This is a genomic window from Pseudarthrobacter sp. NIBRBAC000502772, assembly GCF_006517235.1.
Taxonomy (GTDB): Bacteria; Actinomycetota; Actinomycetes; order Actinomycetales; family Micrococcaceae; genus Arthrobacter.
The window spans coordinates 2,402,032-2,424,866 of record NZ_CP041188.1; the positions used below are offsets into that span (position 1 = coordinate 2,402,032).

Consider the following 22,835-nt stretch of genomic DNA (forward strand, 5'->3'; position numbering starts at 1 on the left):
TGCCCATGGCCTTGGAGCACGCGCTGGTTGGCGTCGGCAACATCGCGATCGAGCGGCTCAGCGTGACACTCGATCTCGACGTCGACGACTACGACGACGAGACCCTTGCAGTGCTGTGGGCCGCTGCGATCCGGACGAATGTGCTGGCTGCGCGTGCCGGGAACCGGCCCGGGAGGGATATCCCAGGACCCGCCGCCGCGGCAGCTGCTCTCTCAGGACCCGCCGACCTCGTGGCGGTGACACGCGACTGGCTCCGCAGGGACGGCGACGGAGTGCATGTGCTGCCTCCGGTCCTGCTCGCTCTCGTCGATCCGGAGACCGCTGCGACGGCCAAGGCACGGATGCCGGCCGCGCAGTGGGCCGCGCTCGTGACTGCTCTCGCGAGAGTCCTTGGCCTGCGGGCGATCCCGCCACCTTCCAGCGAACATGATCTCCCTTCCACCCCAGCCACCGACCGCGACTCCACCCTAGCCACCGGCCGCGACCGGTCCGAGGTGGACGTCTCACAGTCACATCGGATCGAGGACCCGCCGGACGGCATGGCAGGGGCGGCCAGGGCGGGAGCCAGCGGGCCCGCGGTGAGCCTGGAGGCTGCTGTAATGGCCCGTCTCGAGGCGGTCGCCGGCATCGCCGACGACCGGAGCGACCACGCAGATCTTGCCGGCCTGACCCGGGCCGCGGGTCTCGTGCTTGTCTACCCGTGGCTCGCGGAGCACTGCCGGCGCGCCGAGGCCCTCCACCCACACCTGGACCCGCTCGACGTGCGGGAGGCGGCGCTCGCCATGGTCGTCGATCCCGACGACCCCACCATTGCCGACGACCCGCTCGTCGGACTGCTCGCGGGAAGGTCCGCCCTGACCGGCCAACCAATCCCGCCCCGTATGCCCCTGAGCGCCGCTCGCGAGGTCGCCCAGTCCGCGAGCGGCGTGCTCTCTTCGTTCGCGGCGCTGCTGCCCGGCTTCGAGCGCTCGTCCGATGCCTTCGTCCGGGTTTCGTGGCTCGTGCGCATCGGCCGCCTCGACATGGAGCGCGACCCCGCCCTGCTCACCGCCGCGACGCACCCCCTCGATGTCCTGCTGCCGCTGCTGCCCTACCCCGTTGGGCTGATCAAACTCCCGTTGTCGCCGCCACTCACCGTGAGGTTCCGGTGAGTTCGGGAACCATCCCGGCGGGGCACCCACCGAGTGGCACGACACCGGCTCCTGTCGCCGAGCTGCGGGCAGCCTTCGAGATACTCGACGCGCTCATCGCCGTCCGGATCGAGGAGCGCCGCGGCGGTCCGGCGGGTCGGTGCCTCGGCATCGACGGCAACGGGGAGGGGCTTCCCCCGCTCGAGCGGTTCGATGGCGTCGGCCCGCTCGCCGAAGTCATCGCGCTCGCCGACCTGTCCGCCGCGGAGGCGGTAGTCCTCGTGGCCGCGATCGCGCCGTTAGCCGACGAGCGCTTCGCGGTGCGGTACGGCGCGCTGACCGACCGTCCCTCCATCACTGGCCTCACAGGAGAGGTCGCAAGGAACCTGATCGCCCGGTCGTTCCGCGGCCGGCTCGACGCCACCGTGCTGCTCTCCGCCCAGGGCCGGCTGCGCTCGCAGGGGCTGCTCAGCCTCGACCCGCCCGGCGACCTGTCGGGTTCGCTGCGCGCCGACCCGGCATTGGTCGCCTGGGTGCTCGGTGTCCCACCCGAGATCGAAGCGGCCTCCGCCGGCTTCCCGGCCCGCCCCCTCACCACGGTCCACACCCTTGACGACGTCGTCCTGCCCGCCGCAGCGCGGGTGCGGGTGGACGCCCTCGCCGCGCGGATCACCCACCGCGACACCGTCGTCGACGACTGGGGCTTCGGCGCGCACCACGACAACGCGACCGGCCTCATCGCACTCTTCCACGGCCCGCCCGGCACAGGCAAGACCATGACGGCGGCAGCACTGGCTGCGTCGGCCGGCCTGCCTGCATACGTCGTGGACCTCTCAGCGCTCGTGTCGAAGTACATCGGCGAGACGGAGAAAGCCCTTGCCAAGGTCTTCGACCGGGCCGCGCGCGAGCGGTGCATCCTCGTCTTCGACGAAGCCGACGCGATCTTCGGCGCGCGCACGGAGGTGGGGGATGCACACGACCGCTATGCCAACCAAGAGGTGTCTTACCTGCTGTCGCGGGTCGAGCAACACCCCGGCATCGTCGTCCTCACCTCGAACCTGCTCGCGAACATCGACACCGCCTTCCAGCGCCGCATCCACGTCATGATCGAATTTCCCGAGCCCGGTCCTGGCGAGCGCGAGCGGCTCTGGACCACCGTGGCCCCGGATCGGCTGCCCATGGACCGTGCGATCGACCTCGGGGAGATCGCCCGCCGCTATCCGCTGACGGGCGCCCAGATCCGAGACGCCACCCTGGACGCAGCCTATCTGGCCGCCTCGAACGGGCGGGTGGTAACCACCGAGCACCTGCTGAATGGGATCCGGAGACAGTACGAGAAGGCGGGGAAGTCGGTGCCGCGGTGAGCACCCCGGTAACCGCGCGGGCGGGGCCGCGGTCGCCCGGCCCCGGCCCGGAGTCGGCTGGATCGACGCGGTCGCCGGCCGATCTCGCCGCCTCGCGGACTCTGGCCGCCGCCGACGGGACGCTGTTTGGCCGAGTGCCCCGGCCATCCGGCGACACGTCCGTGGTCGCGCTGGGCGCGGTCACCGCAGGCGGTCTCGACGCAGTCCATGCTGAATGGGGCGTCGACGGGGGCGTCGTCGTACTGGCCGGCAGGTCGCCCTTCGCCGACCTCACCGGGTGGGCCGGCTTCCGCTCGGACGGCTCCCTCGACGGCACGGTCGAGATGCGGGCCAGGGTCAACATTGTCGGGCTGGACCTCGGCGAGGTCAAGTGGAAGATCGAAGGCTGGCGCCCCGAGCAGCGGCTCGCGGCGCCAGCGATCACACTACGCGGCACCACCCTAGGAGTCGACCTGCGGCCCCTGCCGGCCGGAGTCGTCTGGACGCCCCGGGAGGGAATCGACGCGCCGGGGACCTCCGACCAGGCAACGATCCATCTTCCTGCCGGCTCCCAGCCTCCGGGCGAGCCGCTAAGCCCGCGCATCGCCGAGGTCTACCGCGGACTTTTCGGCGCGGACACTACCGAGCTGCGGGTGCATCCGGACTCACCGGTCGCTGCTGCCCCCGCCTTCGTCACCGACACCGACCTCTTCTTCGCGCCCGGTATTTACGGCGTGGACAGCCCCGAGACCTTGAGGATCCTCGACGCCGCGATCCGTGCCGCCCTCGCGGGATTCTTCGGCGCCGTCACGGGCGAGCCGGAGCCTCTCGTGCCCCCGTCGCCGCCGGCCCCCGCCGCGCCGCTGGCCGACACGACCGTCATTCCCGCGAATTTAACGGAGAGTGCCTCATCGGCTGAGGTCGTGAAGGCTGCCGCGGCGCGGACACGGGAGACGGCGGACCAGGCGACCGCCGCAGTGGCCGAGGCAGGCACAGCGGCAACCGGCGGAGGGATTGCCGAGGACGAGGCGGCCGAGAGCGAGTTCGCGGGTGGGGGCGCGGCGGCTGAGGGTGAGGTGGGACCCGTCGTCGAACTGATCATGCCGAGCCCACCTACCGAACTCACCCCAGCGGCAGCTGAGCGCGGAGGCGGGATCGCCGGGGGCGCCCGCCGTGCGGCCAGCGCGGCACGCGATCTGCCGTCGGCCGACGAGAACGTGGCGGACTCGCGCGGTGCAGTAACCGAGCCTGCCGCTGAGACCTCCGCCCGTGCCCGGGAGGAGCTCGCCGCCGTGTTGGGGGAGCGGCCCGCACCGAGCCCCGAGATCGTCGCGTTGTGCGAGCGGATCCGGACAGCGATTCGTGACAACCGTCCCGAGGACGAGGACCAGCTCCTCGAGACCGACCCGACGCACGAGGCACAGAGCGCCGGGGCGACGGTCACCGGCTCGGTGGAGATGCAGACCGCCGAGGTCGGGAGCGCCTACGACGCGATGGCAACGCCCCCGGCTGGCACGCCCGCGCTGAGCCCTGAGGCGATCGCCGAGCAGTCACCAACATCACCCGGCATCGGCGTCGACGCCGGCGGGGCCGCGCCCGACCCGATCCCGCCGCAAAACACCACGCTCGACGCCGACGTCTCTGCGACGGACCAGCGGATCGCAGACTCGGGCATCGATACGCGTGTGACCCGCGAGGTCCCGGACGGGCCGTTCGCCGAGGCCCGCGCCGCCCGGGGCGAGCTCGGCGAGGTCGCCGAGCGGACGCCCCAGGAGATCCAGGCAGAGCAGCAGCAGGCCATCGACGCTGCGCAGGGCGACATGGCCCAGCTGCAGCTACAGGCCGTCGCGGCGATGCGGGCCTCACGATCGGGTACGGTGCGCTCGGTCGGCACCGCGCAGGGCGGCATGGTCACGACGGAGGAGCAGACGCGCGAGTCGGTCGCCGCACGGGCGCAACAGATCTACGACGGCGCCCAGCAGCAGGTCGACGCCCTCCTAGAGCCCCTCAGCCGCACCGCGATCGCCCGCTGGGATGCCGGCCTGGCCCGACTGTCGCAGGACTTCCACGACTCCCTCGACCGGGTCAAGCGCTGGATCGACGAGCGGCATTCCGGTGTCGGTGGAGCGATAGTCGCGATCGGTGACTACATCGCCGGACTGCCCGACTGGGTGACGGACGAGTACAACCGCGCCGAGCGCGACTTCGGCGACGGCGTGTGTGACCTGCTCACAGAGATCTCGACGGACGTCAACGGCGTTGTCGCGGCAGCGCAGGCGGTGATCCAGCACGCGCGTGACGACATCGACGCGGCGTTTACGGCGATGGAGGCGGAGTTCCCCGAGTGGGCGGCACAGGAGCGGGCGCGCTTTACCGGGATGCTCGACAGCCTGAGCCAGCGGGTCACCGACGCCCAGACGAGCTTCGTGCGCGACGTGTCGCAGCGGGCCACCCAGGCCGTCAACGAGGTGCACGCCGAGGCGCAGGCGAGGCGCGACGAGGCCGGCGGGCTCATCGGCCGGGTCGTCGCCGCCATCGAGGAGTTCATCGACGACCCGGTCCGCGCCATCATCAACGGGCTGCTGCGGCTGGTCGGCATCCCCCGGGCGCGTTCTGGGCGCTCATCGCCAGGATCGAGCAGGTCATCTCCGACATCGCCGACGACCCCGAGAACTTCATCAACAACCTCGTCGCCGGCGTCAAGCAGGGCTTCCAGCAGTTCTTCGACAACTTCGGCACCCACGTCCTGCAGGGTTTCTGGCGCTGGCTCTTCTCGCGTCTGGACACGCCAATCCCGATGCCGCGCGATGTCTCGGCGCGGTCGCTGATGTCCTTCGCGTTACAGCTCATGGGCGTCACATGGCCACGGGTGCGCGAGATCCTGGTGCGCCACATCGGGCCCACGGCGGTCGAGGTCATCGAAGCGACGTGGCAGCTGGTCTCGGTCCTTATTGAGCGCGGTCCTGAGGGTCTCGTCGAGCTCGTCAAGGAGCAGCTGTCGCCCGAGAGCATTGTCAGCATGATCCTTGAGGCTGCGGTGGAATATCTCGTGGAGACCCTGATCCAGCAGGTCATCATGCGGGTCATCGGAATGCTCAACCCTGCCGGAGCCATCGCCCAGGCGATCGACCTGATCTATCAGGTGTGCTCATGGATCTTCCGCAACGCGGCACGGATCTTCCGGTTCGTCGAGGCGGTGGTCAATGGCATGGCCGACGTCATCGCCGGAAATATCGGCGGCCTCGCTGCGGCTGTCGAGCGCGCGCTGGCCTCGCTGATCCCCCCGGTCATCGACTTCCTGGCCGGGCTGATGCACCTGGGCGGGCTGCCCGGCGAAGTGGCCGAGGTCATCACCCGCCTCCAGACCGTGGTGTACGCCGCCATGGACCGGGTCATCGGATTCCTCGCCGAGCGGGGGCGGGCCCTTTTGGCGCGCATGGGGATCGGCGGGGAGGAGGAACCCGATGGCGGCAACGACGACACCGAGCTTGGTACTACCGTTCGGTTCAGCGCCGCCAATGAGAGCCACCGGCTGTGGTTCAACGTTGCAGGCGAGGACGCGACCCTCATGGTGGCCTCAGTGCCTGAGCCGATCGAGAACAAGATCGCCGAGTGGCGAGGCAAGGTGGGCGACCTACCCCAGGAGCAGCAGGCGGACGCCACCTCGAAGCTGGATGCTCTCGCGGCTGTCGCGGACGAGACGAACGCCGACGGCGATGAGCTCGCTCGCCAGTTCCTCGAGGCGAACCGCGACCTGAACGACGAGGTAGAGCCGCCCAACGACAGTGCGCTCGAGGCACGGGAACGAGCTATCGCCGGAATGCTCCGGGAGCTCTGGGGGATCTTCGGCGACCGCGCGTCCGAGAGCAGCTATCTCGCGGACATGGCGGCGAACCTGCCGAACCACGGCCGTGCGTACGCCGGCACCGTCGCGGGACAGTGGGAGCCGACCATCACGCGAGCCAAGCTGGCCCCCGATGGGACGACGCCGATCTGGGACTTAACGGTCGTCTCGCCGGACGGCGCGCTCGCCCTGCTCCGGAGGGACGCGACGCGACGCGAGCTGCTGCCGTGGTTCGTCGCGGGCAGCCAGAGTAATCCGCGGTCCGCGTCGTCGGGGATCTTCCGGAACCCGGCCTTCGAGACGGACACACCGGACCCGCCGCACACGGTCCGCCCCCAGTTCATCACCGCCCTGGGGTCAGACACGGCCACCCGCATGGTCCGGGTCGCGAACCGGACCATCTCAACGGAGGACAACTCGAGCCTGCTCCGGCAGCTCCAGGGCATCTCGTTCACGATGACAGGGGGACGCTGGGGCTCGTTCGTCAACCTGCCGGTTGACACGGTGAATCCGCTCATTAAGACCGCGATCGCCGGGGCGGGAACCGTCGTCGCTTTCCTGCGGGCGATGGTGTCGCCCGGCAGCACCAACGGAGTCACGTGGACGCACTTCGTGTCGGTGTGGGCGGCCAGCCCGGAGACCAAGAACTACGTTAAGCGCCTCTTCCGCAACGTCCAACCGGAAAGCCACGAGTGGATCACGACCGAATTCATCCCACGGGTCCTCGAAACAGCGGTCGACACGGCGAACTCAGGCAACATCCGGGACGGCCTGCGGTGGGTCACCGCCCACAACCGGCTGCGGTCCCCGACGCGCTGGGTGCTGCACATACCGAGCGTCCTGCCCCTTCGCCCCGCGCCGGCCCCCGGCGACGCGAGCGGTCGTCCCCTCGGATCGCCGCGCGGGGTGCAGACGCACCACGGACCAGCGGTGTCGGTGGGGTTCTCGGGTCACGTGGGAGCGTTCCGGCGGCGCGAGGGCGACGAGGTGGTGACAACGGGAACCATTGGAACCGAAGAGTTCCACGACTGGCTCCGCGAGGAGTTCAACGCAAGCAACAGTCTCGGTCCGTTGGGCTACATCCGGCACCTCCAGTCGCAGCTGGGGGTCCGCCTCTGGGACGGCACCACCGCAATGATCCCCGTCTATGCTCTGACGCAGCAGGTCGGCATGCTCTATCGCATGGACAACCGAGAGGACCTCGAGCTCACCGTAGCCCAACTCGCGCTTCGACAACGGCTAAACTGGCAGCGGATTCAGGCCAATTTTGCGGAGGCATACACTGCCACGGAGCTGGAGGGTGCCGGATGACCACTGATGTTGAGCGTTCGATCGCGGACCTGGTTGCTGCCGGGCTGATCGAACCCGGCACCCCGCCGGGCAGCGTCGCCGACCTGGTGATCTCGCACGCTCGCTCGCTCGAGGGAATCGAGAGGCTCACCGGTCTCAAGACGCTCTCGCTCATTGGTTGCTCGGTCGGGGATTATTCGTCGTTGGCCCGGCTGCGCGCCCTTCGGGTACTGGCCGTTGAGAACAGCGATCTGGCCGACGCGGACTGGGCGGCCGGTCTCGAGCTCCAGATCGCGGTGGTTCGGCGCAATCGACTGCACAGTGCCCTGCCCCTCGTCAGTCTGCCGACCCTGCAGGTACTCGACCTCAGCGGAAACCCTCTGGACCGGGAGACCCGTTACGCAGCCGCTTCCGGGATCAACCGTCGGCTCGTCACCTTCGACGACGCGGACACCGCCGAGATCAACATGAGCCTCGCTGATGCCGGCATCGGCATCGTGGGCTACCAGGTCGGGGCCGACCTGTGGGCGTGCGCCACCGGCCTCGAGCTGACACCCCAGCCGGAGGCCGGACACGTGCTCACGTCGCATGAAGAGCTCACGAATGTGGCACGAGGCGCTATCTCACCGGGGCGGCTTCTCGGCCTGGCGCCCGACGACGGAACCGAGGAAGGGACGTGAGGATGTCAGAGCGGTCGCAAGATGCCGGCCCCGGCGTGCGGTGGCTCGCGGCGCGTACAGGAAAGACACCTGAGGAACTGACCGCGTCGCCGACGGCGGCCGCCTCAGCGCTCGGCAAGGCTCTGCGCGAGGTCAGCTCGCTCGCCGCGCGGCTGGAGTCGCAGGACCCCGAGGTCCGGGCCACCGCCCAGGCCGAGGTCGACGCATTACGCGAGCAGATCGTGGTCGCCCCGCCACCGGCTGAGACGTTCGGCAAGCGCGTGGCCGCAGGCCTGCGCGAGAGGGCTGCACTTCTGGACGGGAAATCGACCAAGGGAAAGGCAACGTAATCACGTGGTCTGGACTTGGCATGCACAATGAATGCGTCACTTCTCTGTACGTCCCTCCGGATCCCGCCAACGTCCAGTACATCCTGCACCACTCCCCGTCGAGTCACTCTCATCATGGTTGCGGCGAATTGCCGATCGTTACCATGTCAGCCTTTACGATCTCGTGTCGGACTTTGGGTCATGCACTGGGCGGGCCGGAAGATCTGGACATTGCCCGCCCGCTAGATTCGCTCCCGAGCTGTATCCTGCTGGACATGCACCCAGCCCGGCGTACCAGCCAAGCCTGAATCCACCTGTTCGAGCGGATCCATCTACGGTGAAGGCCTCTGACCCCAACACAGAGCGACTGCCGCGCCCCCGCAAAATGGGGAGCGGCAGTCGCTCTGTTTGTTCAGAATCTGTCAGGAAGGGCGTGTTGACAATGTCAACAGATTTGGCCTTGGACTGGGCCGTATATCGGCCGGATTGGCTCGGATTGCGTATGTTTTCTTGAGTTCCCTGTATTTGCAGGGGGTGGAATGCGGTTCGAGTCCCACCTCGGGCACAGCATGACCCCTCGTCGGAAGGGTTTTTGCTTTAATGTGTGGACATTGGCCCTCCGCGGGTCCCTCTGACACTGGCCGCGGTCTGTACCTGGCGCCGCGGTGGCCTGTGAAGTTGTGTGGGTGGCGGGGTCAGGACCCTGGCCGGTGGGCCCTCCGCCTACTGGGGATCTGGGGGTATCTGTCCTCCTTTCTGGGGTGTCCTGATGGCCGTCGTAGGCCATCACTCATTCATGGAAAAGAGTTGTGTTGACGACATGACCTGAGCGCAACGTCTCGAAAATTCTTCGTTTCGCCCAGCGGCTTCTGCGGCTGAGTGAGGCCGGCAATGTGATCGGTTGTCCGGCCAAAGGGGTGTGGACTGTGTCCACACCCTGTCCACGGGTGGCCGCTGGACCGGCATTTTTGGGTCCTTTCCTGGAACTTCCGGTTAGTAGTAGTTCATGCGCCCGAACGTTCTGGGGGACATGACGTGTTGCTTTATCGTGAGTCTTTCCGCTCGTCGCTCCTTTTCTGGTGATATTCGTTCACGCTCCGCGCCGGCGCTTCAGACATGACCAGCGGGCAACCCAAGCGGGGCAGCCCCCGCGTGGACGCGGCCAGGACGACGTCCAGGGCAGCGGCACCTGACGCTGCGACGTGCGGGGAGCGGTAGTGACTGAAGGTGTGTGGGACTGGACCCCACCCATAGGCGCGCAGTGTTGTCTCAGTTCAGGGGCATTTCAGGCCCACTGTGTGGACAAATTTCTGAAGAAGTGTGGACACGCGCATGCGTCTTCTACACGCCAGCTCACTAAAGTCATCAGGAAGATGGCACATGTGCGGCATTGCTGGCAGCCGGGCTTGCTGTAAAGGACGATGTTCATGGTGTCCGCTCCTCTCTGGGTTTTGGTTAGAGCGTGCGGTAGGCCTGCGTCTTATTGGTGGCCCATCCCGCGACGAGTCCGCAGCCGAGCATCTGGCTCATCAGACGGGCGAGACGGTAGTCCGGGTCGAAAGACCGGGCGAGGTCCATCAGGTCGGACGCGAAGGATCCTTTGCCCTTCCACCAAGCGATGCACCCGAGAACCGTCAGCGGGGCTGCGGCATGCTTCGGCGCCGCGACGGAATAGAGCTGCCGCAGCAGTGCTTCGGCGGTGTCGATCCGGTCCCAATCCGGCGCAGCGTCGGATTCACCGAACAGGACGAGTTCCATGGGCAGGTCCAGGCCGGGCATGTCGGCGAGGAGCCTGTCCCTGAGTTCCGGACTTTGTACGTGGGCGAGCACTTGGGCGAGCTGCGCCGTCGTCGGTTCCTCCTTGTTGTCGAGGAGACTGGACCAGAGGCCGCGGGCTGCGGCTGTCCGCTGTGCGGGGCCTTGGGCCACTACGGTCTTGAGGTGGGTTTCGACGTCGGCGGTGAACTCGGGCGTGACGGTTCGGCTGGGAGGGCGAGGGCAAGGCGGTCGTGGATCTGGCTGCCGCGGATGATGAGTTCGGCGTTGAGCACGCTCGACTGGACAGTAGTAAGCGGGATGTCCGGGCCGTAAGAAACGGGGTGGATCCTGAACTCGGCGATGGACGAGGGTCAACAATCCAGCCAGCCTCGATCGGCATCCCAGCCAAGGCCAGTTGCTGCGCGAGTGCTTCGATGAGGGGGCCGAAGAGGGCCTCACTGTCGCTGTCGCGGGTGGTGTTGGTGAAGATCGCGAAGACGGCCGCCGTCGCGTCCTGGTCGCTACGGAGGTAGCCGCCGACTTTTCGTGCGTACATGTGGGCGTGGTCGGATGCGGAGGGCAAGTCCAGTCGGAGGGTTGCGCCCATCCGACTGTCCTGGAGTGTGATGCAGACCAGGCTTTCGTAGGGCCAGTAGCCGAGGCTGTGGCCGATGAGGCTGACAAGGTCGGCCGGTGTGGTGATGTGCAGGGTGTCCATTGTGATCTCTCCTCAGTGGTTGGCAGGGCCTTTGGTTTGGCTTCTGCTCTGGTGGGGCCTTCTGGTAGAGGAATCACCGCTGGGTATGAGGGACCGGAGGGCAACCCGGGGGACCGGGCTGGGAGAGGAGATTGTTGTGAGGAAATAAGCGACGCAGGAGCGCCGAGGAACAATGTCCGGGGGAATGCCCGGCGCGTAGCGCGCGGGTTGCGTGCAGGGACCGCCCAGCGATGATGGGGGACCTGAAGGCACCGCTTGGGTTGTGGAACGTTACGCGGACTGGTTGGTGTCGTGTTCACCGTTGACGGTGGACGCGTAGCTTGGTGGGTCTTCCTCCGCGGGTCAGACGTTGGAGAACGATATCGGCGGTGCGCTGCCATCGTCCGTCTGGATCCACTCCAGATAATCCGCCAGCGACATCATGCAGTAGTAGTCGCTGTAAGTCATCGGCCGGCTCCCGTCGCGGTGGACGTGCCAGGAGGAGACCATGATTACATGGCTATCCAAAGCTGCGTCCTGCGTCATACTGACGTTCTCGTGTGGGGGTCCGGCCGAATTTTGAGCAAGAGCGCTGAAATCTGAGGTGTTTTGATCGTAGAGCATGTCGCCCTCCTGGTCAGGAGATCCTGGATGACCTCGATACCACTTTCATGGAGGTGACGCGCTCAGCTACATGACCGGCACCCAGTCAGTAGGCGAGTGCGCCGACTAAGCCTTGATCCACCGATGGACTGGTGGGGTATCCCTGGGTGAGGTCTGGCTCCCTGAAATGACCGGGCATTCTCGGTTAAACCGCCGACAGGCATCCGATCAGCATCGGTGGATCAAGGCTTAGTTGGAGCCGGCCCTGAGCCGAGAACTGCCAATCCCGTCACACCTTCCATGTCCGGGCCGACTGGTACGCACCTCGGCTGTCCCCAGAGCCGCCGCTGGCAGGCTGGAAGCCGTAACGACGCTGATAACCACCTATGTCGCGTTGTTGTTTCGCACTCCAGATATCGCCCCGGTAGGAGGGGAAGTACTGGCGACCGATAGGTGGGCGGCCAGTTGGTGTGGTCTCGGGCTACATAGTAGTGGAACTCCAGACGATCGCGTTCGCCGCAATTAGGCCGGAAACTCAACTTCTACGTCGCCCTCGTTGCAAGCAGACCCTCAATGTGCTGTCTCATTTGGGAGACGGCCCGGAGGTTCGCCAGGTCTAGCTGCGCAGAGGAGCTGCAGCCGTAGACGATTTGGGCGTGGATGGAAATTGTCGAACAGCTCCTTCCCGAGGACGCGTCCCGCCGTGAGGACAGCCAGGAAGTCGCTAGGACTGGCCGTCAGTGAAGCGCGGCTGGACGTGGATCGATAATGGGCACATCAATTTGATGACCCTGCGAGTGGGGTATGCCACGTGGCTGGCTGTTTCTGAGATCGCGAGCCTCAGTGAGAAGGCGTGCAGGAAGTCCCAGCCACGGGACCAGGTCAAGCGGCGGGCAATATCCCAAATGGTCGATGCTCTTCCATCACCTGGAGGACCTCGCGGGAGCGATCGCGGTTGTGTTGGGAGCACATCGACGTTCTGGTTCGGCCTTCCGTTGGCACGGTGCACACGTATCAGACCATGTTGAGGCTGCACATCGCCGACGTCATTGGGCATATCCCAGTGGACAAGCTTCACTACCGGCACCTGACGTACTGGATCGTCCGGTGGCATGGGTGAACGGGTGAAGGTGCGCGGGCCGAGTCCCGCGAAGGGGCAAAGGCTCCAGAGGATCGTGCGCCGCTGCGAAGCGGGCCAGCAACGAGATCGGGCCGGACTGCCTGGACCCTGACTGGGCGGGAGGTCCGCCTGCGCGGCACCGGCTCTTAAAGCGAGACGGAATTCTACGTAACAGGACGAGCCGCGGGAATCTACAGGTGGGAGGGCGACGCATACGATCATCTGAGCGACGACGGCGACGACGTTCCCAAGACGCTCGCACCCGCGGACCTCCGCTGGCCGCTGCAGCCGGTGCGGTAGCAATGAGGCGCACAGCGAGGTTCGCAGGTTCCCCGGCAAAGTCACGGACATGACGGGAACATGCGAGCTCTTGACACCGGTGCCCCGGGGAATCACGCTGGGGTGAGGGTACGCCGCGGAAGTTTCGTGGGCGCGATGCCCGGGAGACGGAGGCGAAACTCCGTCCTCTCAGCTGGACCCGTCAAAGCTGAAGCCGGGTGCCCTGGTAAGGAAAACTGCAATGACGACTCCTGTTAATCGGTCGGTGACGAATTCCGCTCTGCTGACCACCTCGCTTCCGCAGGGCCTGCTCAGGGCGCTGATCCGGTCGGATACCGCGGGTGAGGGATTGTCGCCGCTGCTCGTGTCCGAGCTGAAAGTCTTGGCCCGCACCCCGAACTTGCTGGTGGCCTGTAACTACGGGGGGACACTCTCCGACGCCGAGGGGACCTCCCTGGTGACCTTGCCAGTGGGCAGCGCGGCGGTTGCCCTCAGGGCCTTGGCGGCGTTGCCCAATACCCACGCGGCCGTGATCTCCGGCCGTTCCCTGCGGGACCTGGCCGCCGTGTCGCGGCTGCCGGCGGAGGTCCTCCTGGTGGGTTCGCACGGTGCCGAGTTCGACATGGCATTCGCCTACAGCCAGCCACCGGGCACCACGGCCGTCCTTCATGACGTCCGCGCTGCCCTCACTGAGGTAGTGAGAGCCGAAAAAGACTTCAGGATCGAAAGGATTGAGAGGAAACCCTTGGCGGTGGCCCTTCGCCTGATTGCGCTGGCGCCGGACGTGGTTGCCAGGTTGACCGCCAAAGCGGAGCAGATCGCCAAGGACCACGGGCTGTACTTCATCGTGGACGGCTCCGTCCTGGACCTGTCCGTCGTGGAACCGTCCAAGGGCCATGCACTGGAACGCTTGCGGTCCGAGCTGGGTATCAGTGCCGCGCTGTATGCCGGAGACGGACCCAGTGATGAGTTCGCGCTCGCCACGCTGCGCGGTCCCGACCTGGGTCTGCGGGTGGGGGAAGGACCTGCCCCGGACGGACACCGGGTACGTGATCCGGAAGCCTTCGCCATGGTTCTGGCTGTGCTGTTCGAGCTGCGCCGTGCCTGGCTGTTCGGAGAGGACGCCGTCGGCCTGGAACGGCACTCCCTGCTGGGCGATGGGTCCTCGACTGCCCTGGTCACCCCGGACGCCAAGATCTGCTGGATGACCCACCCGCTGCCTGATTCGGGTTCGCTCTTTGCGCACATCCTCGGCGGGGATGCCGCCGGCCATTTCAGTGTGGAGCCTCTGAATACATCCCGGGTGCTCGGGCAGCGCTATGTCGACAACACGATGATTGTGGAGACCCGCTGGGCGGATGTCACGGTTACCGACTACCTCGAACAGTCAGGCTCCGGCATTACTAACCTGGTGCGGGTGCTCTCCGGAACGGGTGCGGCCAGAATCGTCTTCGCGCCCCGGCCGGACTATACCAATGCCCCGTTCAGCATGGAGGTACGGGGCAGTGAGCTGCATGTACTCGGCACATCCGATCCCATCGTTTTGCACGCACCGGGGGTCGGCTTTTCGGTCAGCACCGACGGCCGCCATGCCACTGCGACGGCGGAGGTGAACCTGCGCAACGGACCGGTGGTCCTGAACCTGCGGTGCGGGGATACGGATCATTTTGTGCTGGATCCCGCCGGTGAAGCGGACCGCCGCGCCGCCGTCGCGGCCCGGTCCCGGGAGTGGGTGCGCAAGCTGGAGCTGCCCACGGTCAAGCCCTCGCTTGTCAGACGCTCCGCACTGGTGCTGCGGGCCATGGTGCACGAACCGACCGGAGGAGTGCTGGCGGCCCCCACCACCTCGCTGCCCGAAGGAATCGGGGGAATCCGCAACTGGGATTACCGGTACTGCTGGCTCCGGGACGGATCCATGACCGTGAAGGCACTGGTCGATCTGGGCTCCACGCAGGAGGCCGAGGGCTTCCTGCGCTGGCTCGGCGGCATCCTGGAAAAGGCTCCCGGCCCCGAGTGGCTGCACCCGCTGTATTCCGTGTCCGGGAACTCCATGGCCACCGAAGCCACCATCGAAAGCCTTCCCGGCTATGCCGGGTCACGCCCGGTGCGGATCGGCAACGCGGCGGACCACCAGGTGCAGCTGGACGTCTTCGGCCCGATCGCGGATCTGATCCACGGGCTCAGCGAACGCCACGGGTGGCTGACCGATTTCGAGTGGGAGCTGCTGGGGCAGATGGCCGGGGCGGTGATGGCCCGCTGGCAGGAGCCGGACCACGGGATCTGGGAGGCCCGCCGCCCGCCGCGGCACCACGTCTACACGAAGGTGATGTGCTGGGTGACCCTGGACCGGGCCCTGCGCACCGCCGCCCGCCACGGCCGCATACCCGACCCGCGGTGGGAAACCGTCGCCGCCACCATCCGGGAGGAGGTCCTGCGGAAGGGCTGGGACGAGGAGGAGGCGTCGTACACGGTGGCCTACGACAGCCCGGACCTGGACGCCGCGGTGCTGCATATCGGCCTGTCCGGCCTGCTGGACGTGGATGACCGGCGGTTCATGAAGACGGTGAGCGCCGTCGAACGGGTGCTGCGGGTGGGGCCCACGGTCTTCCGCTACCGGTACGACGACGGGCTGCCGGGCATGGAGGGCGGCTTCCACATCTGCACGACCTGGCTGATCGAGGCATATGTGGCCGTCGGGCGCCTTGACGATGCCCGGGAACTGTTCGGCCAGCTGGTGAATCTGGTCGGGCCCACCGGGCTTTTGCCCGAAGAGTACGACCCGGGGACGGAAACACACCTGGGCAACCATCCGCAGGCCTATTCGCACCTGGGCCTGATCCGGTGCGCCCAGCGGCTGGACCGGCACCAGGTTCAGGAGAGCTAGTGCAGCGGCCCGGCAACACCTGCCGCCGGCACGACCCTTGGCAGAGGGATTCAGATGAGCTTCCCAGCGCCCGGTTCGGGCGCTTCGTACATTCGGAAAAGTTCGCCGGTCACCATTCCATCTTGCCTGCACGGACCGACGATGGAACAGTCTGTTCCGGTCTACGCCGGTGTTTCCTTGGTGCCTTCGAGCCCGCAGATGAGCCTGGTGTTGGAAGACTTCCACGGGTTTCGTGGATTGTTGCTTCGAGCACGAGCGTCAGACTCCAAATTTGCCCTGTCTTCCCCAGAACAGCACCAAGGGCTTCGGCGGCGTGGGTCGCTGCAGCCGTCGCTGCTCGCAAAGGAGAAGGACATGGAAGTGCTGCACTATCGGTGCTCGGGGATGGACATCAGCAAACGGGACGCGAAAGTCTGTGTGCGCGTCCCGGGCGCCAGACAAAACACGTTTACAAAGGTCATCACCGTCACCGGTGCCACGACCCACGACATCCTTGAACTGCGAGACGACCTGGTTGCCGAAGAGGTCACCTTGGTGGTGATGGAGGCGACCAGCGACTACTGGAAACCCTTCTACTACCTACTCGATCCGGTGCTGAACGTGATCCTGGTCAACGCCCGGCACGCGAGAAATCTCCCCGGTCGCAAAACGGATGTTTCTGACGCCCAGTGGCTTGCCGAACTCGGCGCCCACGGTCTCGTCAGGGCCTCCTTCGTGCGGGAACATATCCGTCAGCTACGTGACCTCACCAGGTCCCGAACCATCTTCGTCGCCGAGACAAGCCGAGAGATTCAACGCGTCGAGAAACTGCTCGAAGACGCCAACATCAAAATCTCATCCGTCGCGACACGCACACTCGGCGTTTCCGGCCGGGCCATGCTTGAAGCCCTCATCGCCGGCGCACGTGACCCACTGCTATTGGCAGATCTTGCCCGTGGACGGCTCAAAAATAGAACAGCCCACAGCTCGCTGAAGCCCTCGATGGCCGGTTCAACGACCGCCACGCCTACGCAGCATAGATACACCTGGACCATATCGATTCGCTCAACCAGCGGATCATCAGCCTCAGCGACCGCATCGATAATCGACGAACGGCTGGGAGGTGGTGACAACGACGGCGCTACGTAGAGTCGTTCTTGGTCCGGCATCGGCGGCTGTTACCGGGGGAGTAGCAGCATCACTGGGTGCCGCATACTTTGCGCGGCAGGTGGTCGTGCCCAAGAGTACTTGAAGAGAGGATCTTCCTATCCGGAGGGTCTTTAGAGGCGCTGATATGTCGCTGTTGATCGAACTGCCCGCGACACGGCAGACAACGGCACCAGGCCGCTACAGCCTATGGTTTGCCAATGGCTCCGGCCATGCCTGCATTGGTCCGGTGACAGGAACGAATGGCACCGCGGGCACAGTTACGCGGGTAGTCGAACGAGTCGACGCCGGTTATCTGACGGCGGCAAGGTCTGGAATCTGGAGTGGGTACGTATTCTCCAGCCCTGACCAGCTTGGACTTCCATATACCGACGTTCAAATTCCTGTGGAGAACGGCGTCGCTCCGGCATGGAGGTTTGAACCCGCCAACAACTCGACTGCTTTTGGTGCCTGGGCAATACATGTCCACGGCATGGGAGGAACAAGAGCCGGAGCTCTTCGTGGTGTCCCAGTTGCCACTCGTCTGAGTTTCACACCTTTAGTTGTCACGTTTCGGAATGACGGCGAGGCGACTGCCTCAGCTGACGACCGGCACATGCTGGGACAATCCGAATGGCTCGATGTCGAGGCCGCGTTAAAGTTCGCCATCGCCGAAGGCGCCCAGCGCATTGTGTTGTTCGGCTGGTCACTGGGTGGATCCATTGCTCTCCGACTGGCCGACCTATCGGACTTCGGTGGCAATATTTCGGGGCTTGTTCTCGCTGCTCCAGTCCTTGACTGGACGAAGACGTTGAGGTCAAACGCCTGCGCAAGCGGACTTCCAGGCCCGATCGCGTCGTTTGGGTTTGCGCATCATGCAGGCCGAGGGATTCCGGTGGGTGACAGGTCTTGCTGAACCGCTGGATTTTCGGTCGTTGGATTGGGTGGGGCGGGCTTCTGAGCTCAGGAAGCCGATACTCCTGTTGCACGGAAAGGAGGACCGCTCAACGCCGTTCAAGGTCTCTCAGCTCCCAGCCAACCACCGCCCGGACTTGATTCAACTCGTCCCTTTCCACGTCCAGGGACATTCGCAGGAATGGAATGTCGATGTCGAGGCGTGGGAAGACGCGGTCACGGAGTGGATCTTGGGGCGAGGTTGGGCTGTTGGCTGACGTTGGTGGGGCACTCGAAGGACTGGAAGGCGCTTATTGCACCGGTTCAGAATCATGATCTGGCTTAGCTCCGGGATCTGTCTCGCACGCTTCAATGGTTCGCCCCGGTAATCTCAGTCGCGAGCGCTTTTGCATGCGGGTTTCGCGCTATGTCCTGCGATTGAGAAATGAATCGATCAACGCTCCGGCCTCGTTGGAGGCGGCCGCGGTTGCGATGGTTGCAGCCTCAAGATCCAAGTGCTCGATGAGAGTGTTGCTCACGCTCGCTCGCAGGAGCCCGCGGGTCTGGCCAAGAGCCGTCGGCGCCTTGGTGGCGAGTCTTGTAGCGAGTGCGCTGCCTGCCGTCTCGACCTGGTCGTCGTCCACCACCGAACTGATCAGTCCCCAGTTCAGGGCCTCCGTGGCATCGAGTGCCTGGTTGGTAAGCGCGAGCTGTTGGGCGCGGCGGAGGCCGATGACTTGAGGCAGCAGCCAGGAGGTGCCGCAGTCGGGTGTCAATCCGACGCCCGAGTATGCGACCAGGAATTTGGCTGATCTGCCTGCTATGACCAGGTCGGAGACGAGCGTGAGTGCGAGGCCGGCTCCTGCGGCGGCGCCGCTGACGGCGCTGACGATCGGTAGCTGTAGCGCCGCGAACACCCGGATTGCGCGATGGGCTGCACCGGCGAGCTCGGCAAGGAATTCGCCGCGGTCCGTGGCGTTGGCCATCGCAGCAACGTCGCCGCCGACGCAAAAGGCCGAACCCGTGCCGGTGATCAGGACAGATCGGATGTCGTCCCGCCCAGCGATGTGCTCGGCTACCTCGGCAAGGAGTCGCGCCGCGTCCAAATTCAGCGCATTGCCACTCTGTGGACGGTTCAGCCGGATGTGGCCTACGCCGTCAGCTACGTCCAAGTGCACGGGATCTATGTCTTTATTGAGAATCATCTCGAACTCCTTCGAAAGGTTAGCTCACTTTTGTAAATCTCTATTAGGTTTTCAGGTGGGCATGGTTCTGGTTAGCGAGTACGCTGAACGGGTTAGGTCTGTCGTAATCTTACCCTCTAAAACATTGATGAAGGAGGGACTCGCCCAGATGGTTCCTTTGATCGAGTGTTGCGCTCTGCTGGCATGATGCGAATTCGGATTAGTCTAGGAAGTTGAGGTGCTCAGATGCTTGACGAAGTAGGCATTGGTGTCGAGATCGACGGTGGAACGGCGGCGTGGAGTGCGGACGATGCCATACTGTATGCCCTCGGCATCGGCGCCGGACTGTCTTCCATCGATGAGCTCCGCTTCGTGACTGAGAACAGTGCGGGGGTTGGGCAGGAGGTCGTGCCCGGCTTCGCGCTCGTAGCAGCAGGCGGATTTCCCCTGCATGTTCTCCCCCTGGTGCCGCTCAACCGCGTACTTCATGCCTCACAGCGGATGGAGATGCATTCGGTAATGCCGACCGTCGGGCGGGCCCGTATCACGCACGTCGTCCGGATGATTGAGGACGCTGGTGACGACGCGTTTGTGACGGTCGAGACGAAACTGACGCATGAGCCCGATAAACGCCTGATTAGCACAATCACCGGCACCGCTTTTATCCGGGGTGCCGCCGGGCAAGGAGTTCCCCGGCAACGTATCCCGTCGGCCGGTACACCTGACCGGCCAGCTGATTGGGTTGTGGTGGCTCCCATTGCAGTGAATCAGGCACTCATCTATCGACTGAGCGGGGATCGGAATCCGTTGCACTCGGACCCGGCAGCAGCGAGGGACGCTGGATTCCCCTCGCCCATAGTTCATGGCCTGTGCAGTTTCGGTTTCGCCGCCCGCACACTGCTGGCTACTGTGGTGCGGGGTGATACGGCCCGGTTCGGCGTGATCGAATCGCGCTTTGCCTCCGTACTCATGCCGGGGGAGTCCCTTAGTTTCTCGATCTGGGCGACGGAGGATGGTGCGGTCTTTGAAGCGCACGCAGGGGAGCGACTGGTGCTGGGCCGTGGCGTCTTCACGTTGCGCGGATGCACTGGCGACTCTCGGGCGGACACGTAGCCCACTGTTGACAGACCTGCGTCCGGGCTGGCCGTAATCCGATGGAGAATTAGGCGGTCTGCTCTCTGACAGAACAGAGACGGCCCCGGTGTATTGACCTGAGAGGTTAGTGACGCGGCTGGCCGGTGGCTGACCTTTGAGTGAGGTGTGGCTTCGGTGATGATTGTAGTGATGGAGCCAGTCGGTGAAAGCGGCAACACGCTCGCTCTCTGATGCGTAAGGTATGGCGTAGGCCCATTCATCGAGCATGGTGCGGTTGTAGCGCTCGACTTTGCCGTTGGTCTGGGGCCTGTATGGGCGGGTTCGCTTTGCTTGATGTCCGGGCCCAGGGCGTCTTTGAAAGCGTAGGAGCGGTAGCATGACCCGTTGTCCGTCAACACACGTTTGACCACGACTCCGCAGGATTCGAAGTAGGCGTTGGCGCGTTCCCAGAAGCCGGCTGCGGTTTCCTTCTTCTCATCGGTCAGGATCTCGGTGTAGGCGAGCCTGGAGTGGTCATCGACGGCGTTGTGCAGGAAGGCGTAGCCCGGCCGCCGGTTCGGCGCGGTGCCGGCCTTGTTCCGGTTTCCGGCCGCCCTGCCAAGGCTCCGGTGACCGCCGCCGTCCGGGATGCGCCCGAGTTTCTTAATGTCGACGTGGACCAGGTCCCCGGGGCTGTCGTGCTCGTAGCGGCGGATCACCCTGCCCGTGGCGCGGTCCAACCAGGACAGCCTGGCCAGCCCGTACCTGGAGAGGACCCGGTGGACAGTGGACGGGTGGATACCCAACAGATACCCGATCCGGGCCGGTCCCCACCGGCGGTTGACCCGGATCGCGATGATCCGCCGCTCCCGCCGCAGGGACGTCCGCTTCGGGGAGCTTACCGGCCTGCTGGGTCGATCAGCCATCCCGGGCTCACCGAGCTCCCGGTAACGGCCAGCCCACCGTGCGGCGGTCGTCACGGAGACCTGGAACCGCTCAGCCGCCCGGCGCAACGGCCATTCGTCCTCAACCAATGCACCGGGCCAGCCGGAGCCTGCCCTTCGGCGTCAGGACCGCATTAGCATGGGACATTGAAGACCTCCTTGTGGACTGGACTCTAGACAAGCCCCACTCCACTCGGAGGTCTTCTTTTTGTCACCTAACCACGCCGCATGTTCCTAACGTCCGTGGTCAATACACCTAGGCGACACGAGGTCGCCTTGGGGCCGTCTCTTGTGGGGATCAGCTCTGCGATTCGCGGCTCACTACGAGTGAGGCGTTCTGGCCACCAAAGCCGAAAGCGTTCACCTGGATCCAGTCGATGTCGCGGGCCTTCGGCTTGTCGAGCACAAGGTCAAACTTGATCGCCGGGTCGGGAACGGTGGTGCCGCCCGTATGCATGACTTCGCCGCGGCGCAGACCTTCCAGCGCAGTGGCGAGGGCTATCGCCCCGGCAGCCCCTGTCGGGTGACCGAGGGTTCCCTTGACGGACATGACCGACACTTCGCCGGCGCGGTCGCCGAACAGGTCGTTGATGGCGTGGATCTCGGCGACATCACCTTTCGCGGTGCCGGTGCCGTGGGCTGCGACGACATCGATCTGGTCGGCATCGGCACCGGCCTCGCGCAGCGCAACTTCCATTGCGAGTCGCTCCCACTGCCCGGAGGGGTCTGGCGTCGATGGGTGGTAGGCATCCGACAGCGTGCCCCAGCCCTGAACCCAGGCGTGTGCCTCGGCTCCGCGGGCCCGTGCGTGTTCTTCGCTCTCCAGAACGAACATCCCAGCGCCCTCGCCGAACACCATGCCGCCACGGTCAGCGTCGAAGGGCATGCAGGCGCGGCGCGGGTCATCGGTCTTTGCCCCCATTCCGAAGTTGCTGCGTGAGTAGGCACTCGCCGGTACGAAGCCGTCCTCCCAGACGCGCCATCCGAGACCGCCCTCGGTTCCACCGACCAGTGCCACATCAACCTGGCCTGACGCGATCAGCCGCGCCCCGGTGCCGATGGCATCGAGGGACGATGCACAGGCTGTACTGATGGTGAGGCACGGACCGTGCAGCCCCCAGTTCATGGCAATCTGCGATGCCGCGAGGTTGGGCCAGACGCGAATCTGGTACTTTCCCGATGCAGAGTCGCGGCCTCCGCGGTCGACGTCGAACTGTGCTCGCTCCATGCTCTGGGTGCCGTTCTTCGACGTGCCGATCACGATCGCCGTCCGCAGCGGATCGAGGGTTTCGATGCCAGAGTTCTTCAGGGCGTCGGTAATCGCTGCTCCTGCGTTTTGGGCGAAGGGGTCGATGCCCTCAAGTTTACGGCCCTGCATCCACTCCGGTGGTACAAGGTCCGTGACCGGGGCCCACCACTCCGTTCGGTCCGGGTCGCCCACTGTCCACGGCACTTCGCGGATTGCGACTTCGTCCAGCGCGAGCCGGTCGTACAGTTCGGCGGGCGAATGCCCGAGGGCGGAAACTACTCCGATACCTGTAATTGCAACGTTAAGTCCCATATCTCCCACTCCTTTGGTGAACATCGCGGTCGGTTTCCTGCCAGTCAATCCCGCTGGATGAAGACAGGAAGGCACCGCCTATTCGTGCTAAAGATAGCCTAAAATCTGAAGATGTCA

At 65.4% G+C, this 22,835-nt stretch carries 14 protein-coding genes and 3 pseudogenes; 11 read left to right on the top strand and 6 right to left on the bottom strand.

Annotation, left to right across the window (positions count from 1 at the left end; genetic code table 11):
* The first annotated feature begins 62 nt into the window (after positions 1 to 62).
* From NIBR502772_RS11110 to NIBR502772_RS23070, 7 genes are read left to right on the top strand one after another with little or no spacing between them, the layout of a single operon-like run.
* Positions 63 to 1,151: a contractile injection system tape measure protein gene (locus tag NIBR502772_RS11110; RefSeq protein ID WP_141140213.1), complete on the top strand. Its 1,089-nt coding sequence runs from the start codon at positions 63 to 65 to the stop codon at positions 1,149 to 1,151.
* Positions 1,148 to 2,494, top strand: a complete 1,347-nt coding sequence (locus NIBR502772_RS11115; RefSeq protein ID WP_141140214.1) for an ATP-binding protein — start codon at positions 1,148 to 1,150, stop codon at positions 2,492 to 2,494. The genes NIBR502772_RS11110 and NIBR502772_RS11115 overlap by 4 nt, the downstream gene beginning before the upstream one ends.
* Positions 2,491 to 5,301 carry a hypothetical protein gene (locus NIBR502772_RS11120; RefSeq protein WP_168223517.1) on the top strand — a complete coding sequence of 937 codons (2,811 nt, stop codon included), beginning with the start codon at positions 2,491 to 2,493 and terminating at the stop codon, positions 5,299 to 5,301. The genes NIBR502772_RS11115 and NIBR502772_RS11120 overlap by 4 nt, the downstream gene beginning before the upstream one ends.
* On the top strand, positions 5,271 to 7,628 hold the full coding sequence (locus NIBR502772_RS11125) for a hypothetical protein (protein WP_141140216.1): 2,358 nt from the start codon (positions 5,271 to 5,273) through the stop codon (positions 7,626 to 7,628). The genes NIBR502772_RS11120 and NIBR502772_RS11125 overlap by 31 nt, the downstream gene beginning before the upstream one ends.
* Positions 7,625 to 8,287 (top strand): DUF3426 domain-containing protein, encoded by a 663-nt coding sequence (locus tag NIBR502772_RS11130; RefSeq protein WP_141140217.1) that lies wholly within the window; start codon positions 7,625 to 7,627, stop codon positions 8,285 to 8,287. Before NIBR502772_RS11125 ends, NIBR502772_RS11130 begins: the two co-directional genes overlap by 4 nt.
* Positions 8,284 to 8,616: a hypothetical protein gene (locus NIBR502772_RS11135; RefSeq protein ID WP_141140218.1), complete on the top strand. Its 333-nt coding sequence runs from the start codon at positions 8,284 to 8,286 to the stop codon at positions 8,614 to 8,616. The genes NIBR502772_RS11130 and NIBR502772_RS11135 overlap by 4 nt, the downstream gene beginning before the upstream one ends.
* A 31-nt stretch (positions 8,617 to 8,647) precedes the next feature.
* On the top strand, positions 8,648 to 9,109 hold the full coding sequence (locus tag NIBR502772_RS23070) for a TniQ family protein (protein ID WP_141140219.1): 462 nt from the start codon (positions 8,648 to 8,650) through the stop codon (positions 9,107 to 9,109).
* Between the two features lie 941 nt (positions 9,110 to 10,050).
* Here the strand turns inward: NIBR502772_RS23070 and NIBR502772_RS22760 are convergent.
* From NIBR502772_RS22760 to NIBR502772_RS11155, 3 genes and pseudogenes are all read right to left on the bottom strand, one after another.
* Positions 10,051 to 10,524 (bottom strand): DUF4192 family protein, encoded by a 474-nt coding sequence (locus NIBR502772_RS22760; RefSeq protein WP_246848471.1) that lies wholly within the window; start codon positions 10,522 to 10,524, stop codon positions 10,051 to 10,053.
* 259 nt (positions 10,525 to 10,783) lie between these two features.
* Positions 10,784 to 11,071 (bottom strand): annotated as a pseudogene (locus NIBR502772_RS23075) (DUF4192 family protein); the annotation flags it as partial.
* A 342-nt stretch (positions 11,072 to 11,413) separates the two neighbouring features.
* A complete protein-coding gene (locus NIBR502772_RS11155) occupies positions 11,414 to 11,674 on the bottom strand; it encodes a hypothetical protein (RefSeq protein ID WP_141140221.1) in 261 nt (86 codons plus the stop codon).
* 1,619 nt (positions 11,675 to 13,293) lie between these two features.
* Between NIBR502772_RS11155 and NIBR502772_RS11170 the strand changes: the two genes are divergently transcribed.
* The 3 genes and pseudogenes from NIBR502772_RS11170 to NIBR502772_RS11180 all read left to right on the top strand — a co-directional run bounded on the left by NIBR502772_RS11170 (position 13,294) and on the right by NIBR502772_RS11180 (position 17,977).
* Complete coding sequence (locus NIBR502772_RS11170; protein ID WP_141140222.1) at positions 13,294 to 15,936, top strand: trehalase-like domain-containing protein; 2,643 nt, start codon at positions 13,294 to 13,296, stop codon at positions 15,934 to 15,936.
* A gap of 354 nt (positions 15,937 to 16,290) precedes the next feature.
* A pseudogene (locus NIBR502772_RS22765) lies at positions 16,291 to 17,018 on the top strand (transposase); the annotation flags it as partial.
* 191 nt (positions 17,019 to 17,209) lie between these two features.
* Entirely contained in the window at positions 17,210 to 17,977 is a 768-nt protein-coding gene (locus NIBR502772_RS11180; protein ID WP_141140224.1) for a S9 family peptidase, read from the top strand.
* 403 nt (positions 17,978 to 18,380) lie between these two features.
* Here the strand turns inward: NIBR502772_RS11180 and NIBR502772_RS11185 are convergent, their stop codons facing one another.
* On the bottom strand, positions 18,381 to 19,160 hold the full coding sequence (locus NIBR502772_RS11185; protein ID WP_141140225.1) for an enoyl-CoA hydratase/isomerase family protein: 780 nt from the start codon (positions 19,158 to 19,160) through the stop codon (positions 18,381 to 18,383).
* A gap of 225 nt (positions 19,161 to 19,385) precedes the next feature.
* Here NIBR502772_RS11185 and NIBR502772_RS11190 point away from each other — a divergent pair, with 225 nt between their 5' ends.
* On the top strand, positions 19,386 to 20,252 hold the full coding sequence (locus tag NIBR502772_RS11190) for a MaoC/PaaZ C-terminal domain-containing protein (RefSeq protein ID WP_141140226.1): 867 nt from the start codon (positions 19,386 to 19,388) through the stop codon (positions 20,250 to 20,252).
* Positions 20,253 to 20,342: 90 nt separating this feature from the next.
* Here NIBR502772_RS11190 and NIBR502772_RS11195 read toward each other — a convergent pair.
* Together NIBR502772_RS11195 and NIBR502772_RS11200 are read right to left on the bottom strand one after the other, a co-directional pair.
* Positions 20,343 to 21,305: pseudogene (locus NIBR502772_RS11195) on the bottom strand (IS481 family transposase); the annotation flags it as partial.
* A gap of 150 nt (positions 21,306 to 21,455) precedes the next feature.
* Positions 21,456 to 22,718: a beta-ketoacyl synthase gene (locus NIBR502772_RS11200; protein WP_168223519.1), complete on the bottom strand. Its 1,263-nt coding sequence runs from the start codon at positions 22,716 to 22,718 to the stop codon at positions 21,456 to 21,458.
* Positions 22,719 to 22,835: the final 117 nt, after the last annotated feature.

Bases quoted from the DNA above. Each gene is read 5' to 3' on its own strand.
- NIBR502772_RS11125 (WP_141140216.1), top strand. From the start codon at position 5,271: ATGCCGCGCGATGTCTCGGCGCGGTCGCTGATGTCCTTCGCGTTACAG.
- NIBR502772_RS11130 (WP_141140217.1), top strand. From the start codon at position 7,625: ATGACCACTGATGTTGAGCGTTCGATCGCGGACCTGGTTGCTGCCGGG.
- NIBR502772_RS23070 (WP_141140219.1), top strand. From the start codon at position 8,648: ATGCGTCACTTCTCTGTACGTCCCTCCGGATCCCGCCAACGTCCAGTA.
- NIBR502772_RS11155 (WP_141140221.1), bottom strand. From the start codon at position 11,674: ATGCTCTACGATCAAAACACCTCAGATTTCAGCGCTCTTGCTCAAAAT.
- NIBR502772_RS11170 (WP_141140222.1), top strand. From the start codon at position 13,294: ATGACGACTCCTGTTAATCGGTCGGTGACGAATTCCGCTCTGCTGACC.
- NIBR502772_RS11180 (WP_141140224.1), top strand. From the start codon at position 17,210: ATGTCGCTGTTGATCGAACTGCCCGCGACACGGCAGACAACGGCACCA.
- NIBR502772_RS11185 (WP_141140225.1), bottom strand. From the start codon at position 19,160: ATGATTCTCAATAAAGACATAGATCCCGTGCACTTGGACGTAGCTGAC.
- NIBR502772_RS11190 (WP_141140226.1), top strand. From the start codon at position 19,386: ATGCTTGACGAAGTAGGCATTGGTGTCGAGATCGACGGTGGAACGGCG.
- NIBR502772_RS11200 (WP_168223519.1), bottom strand. From the start codon at position 22,718: ATGGGACTTAACGTTGCAATTACAGGTATCGGAGTAGTTTCCGCCCTC.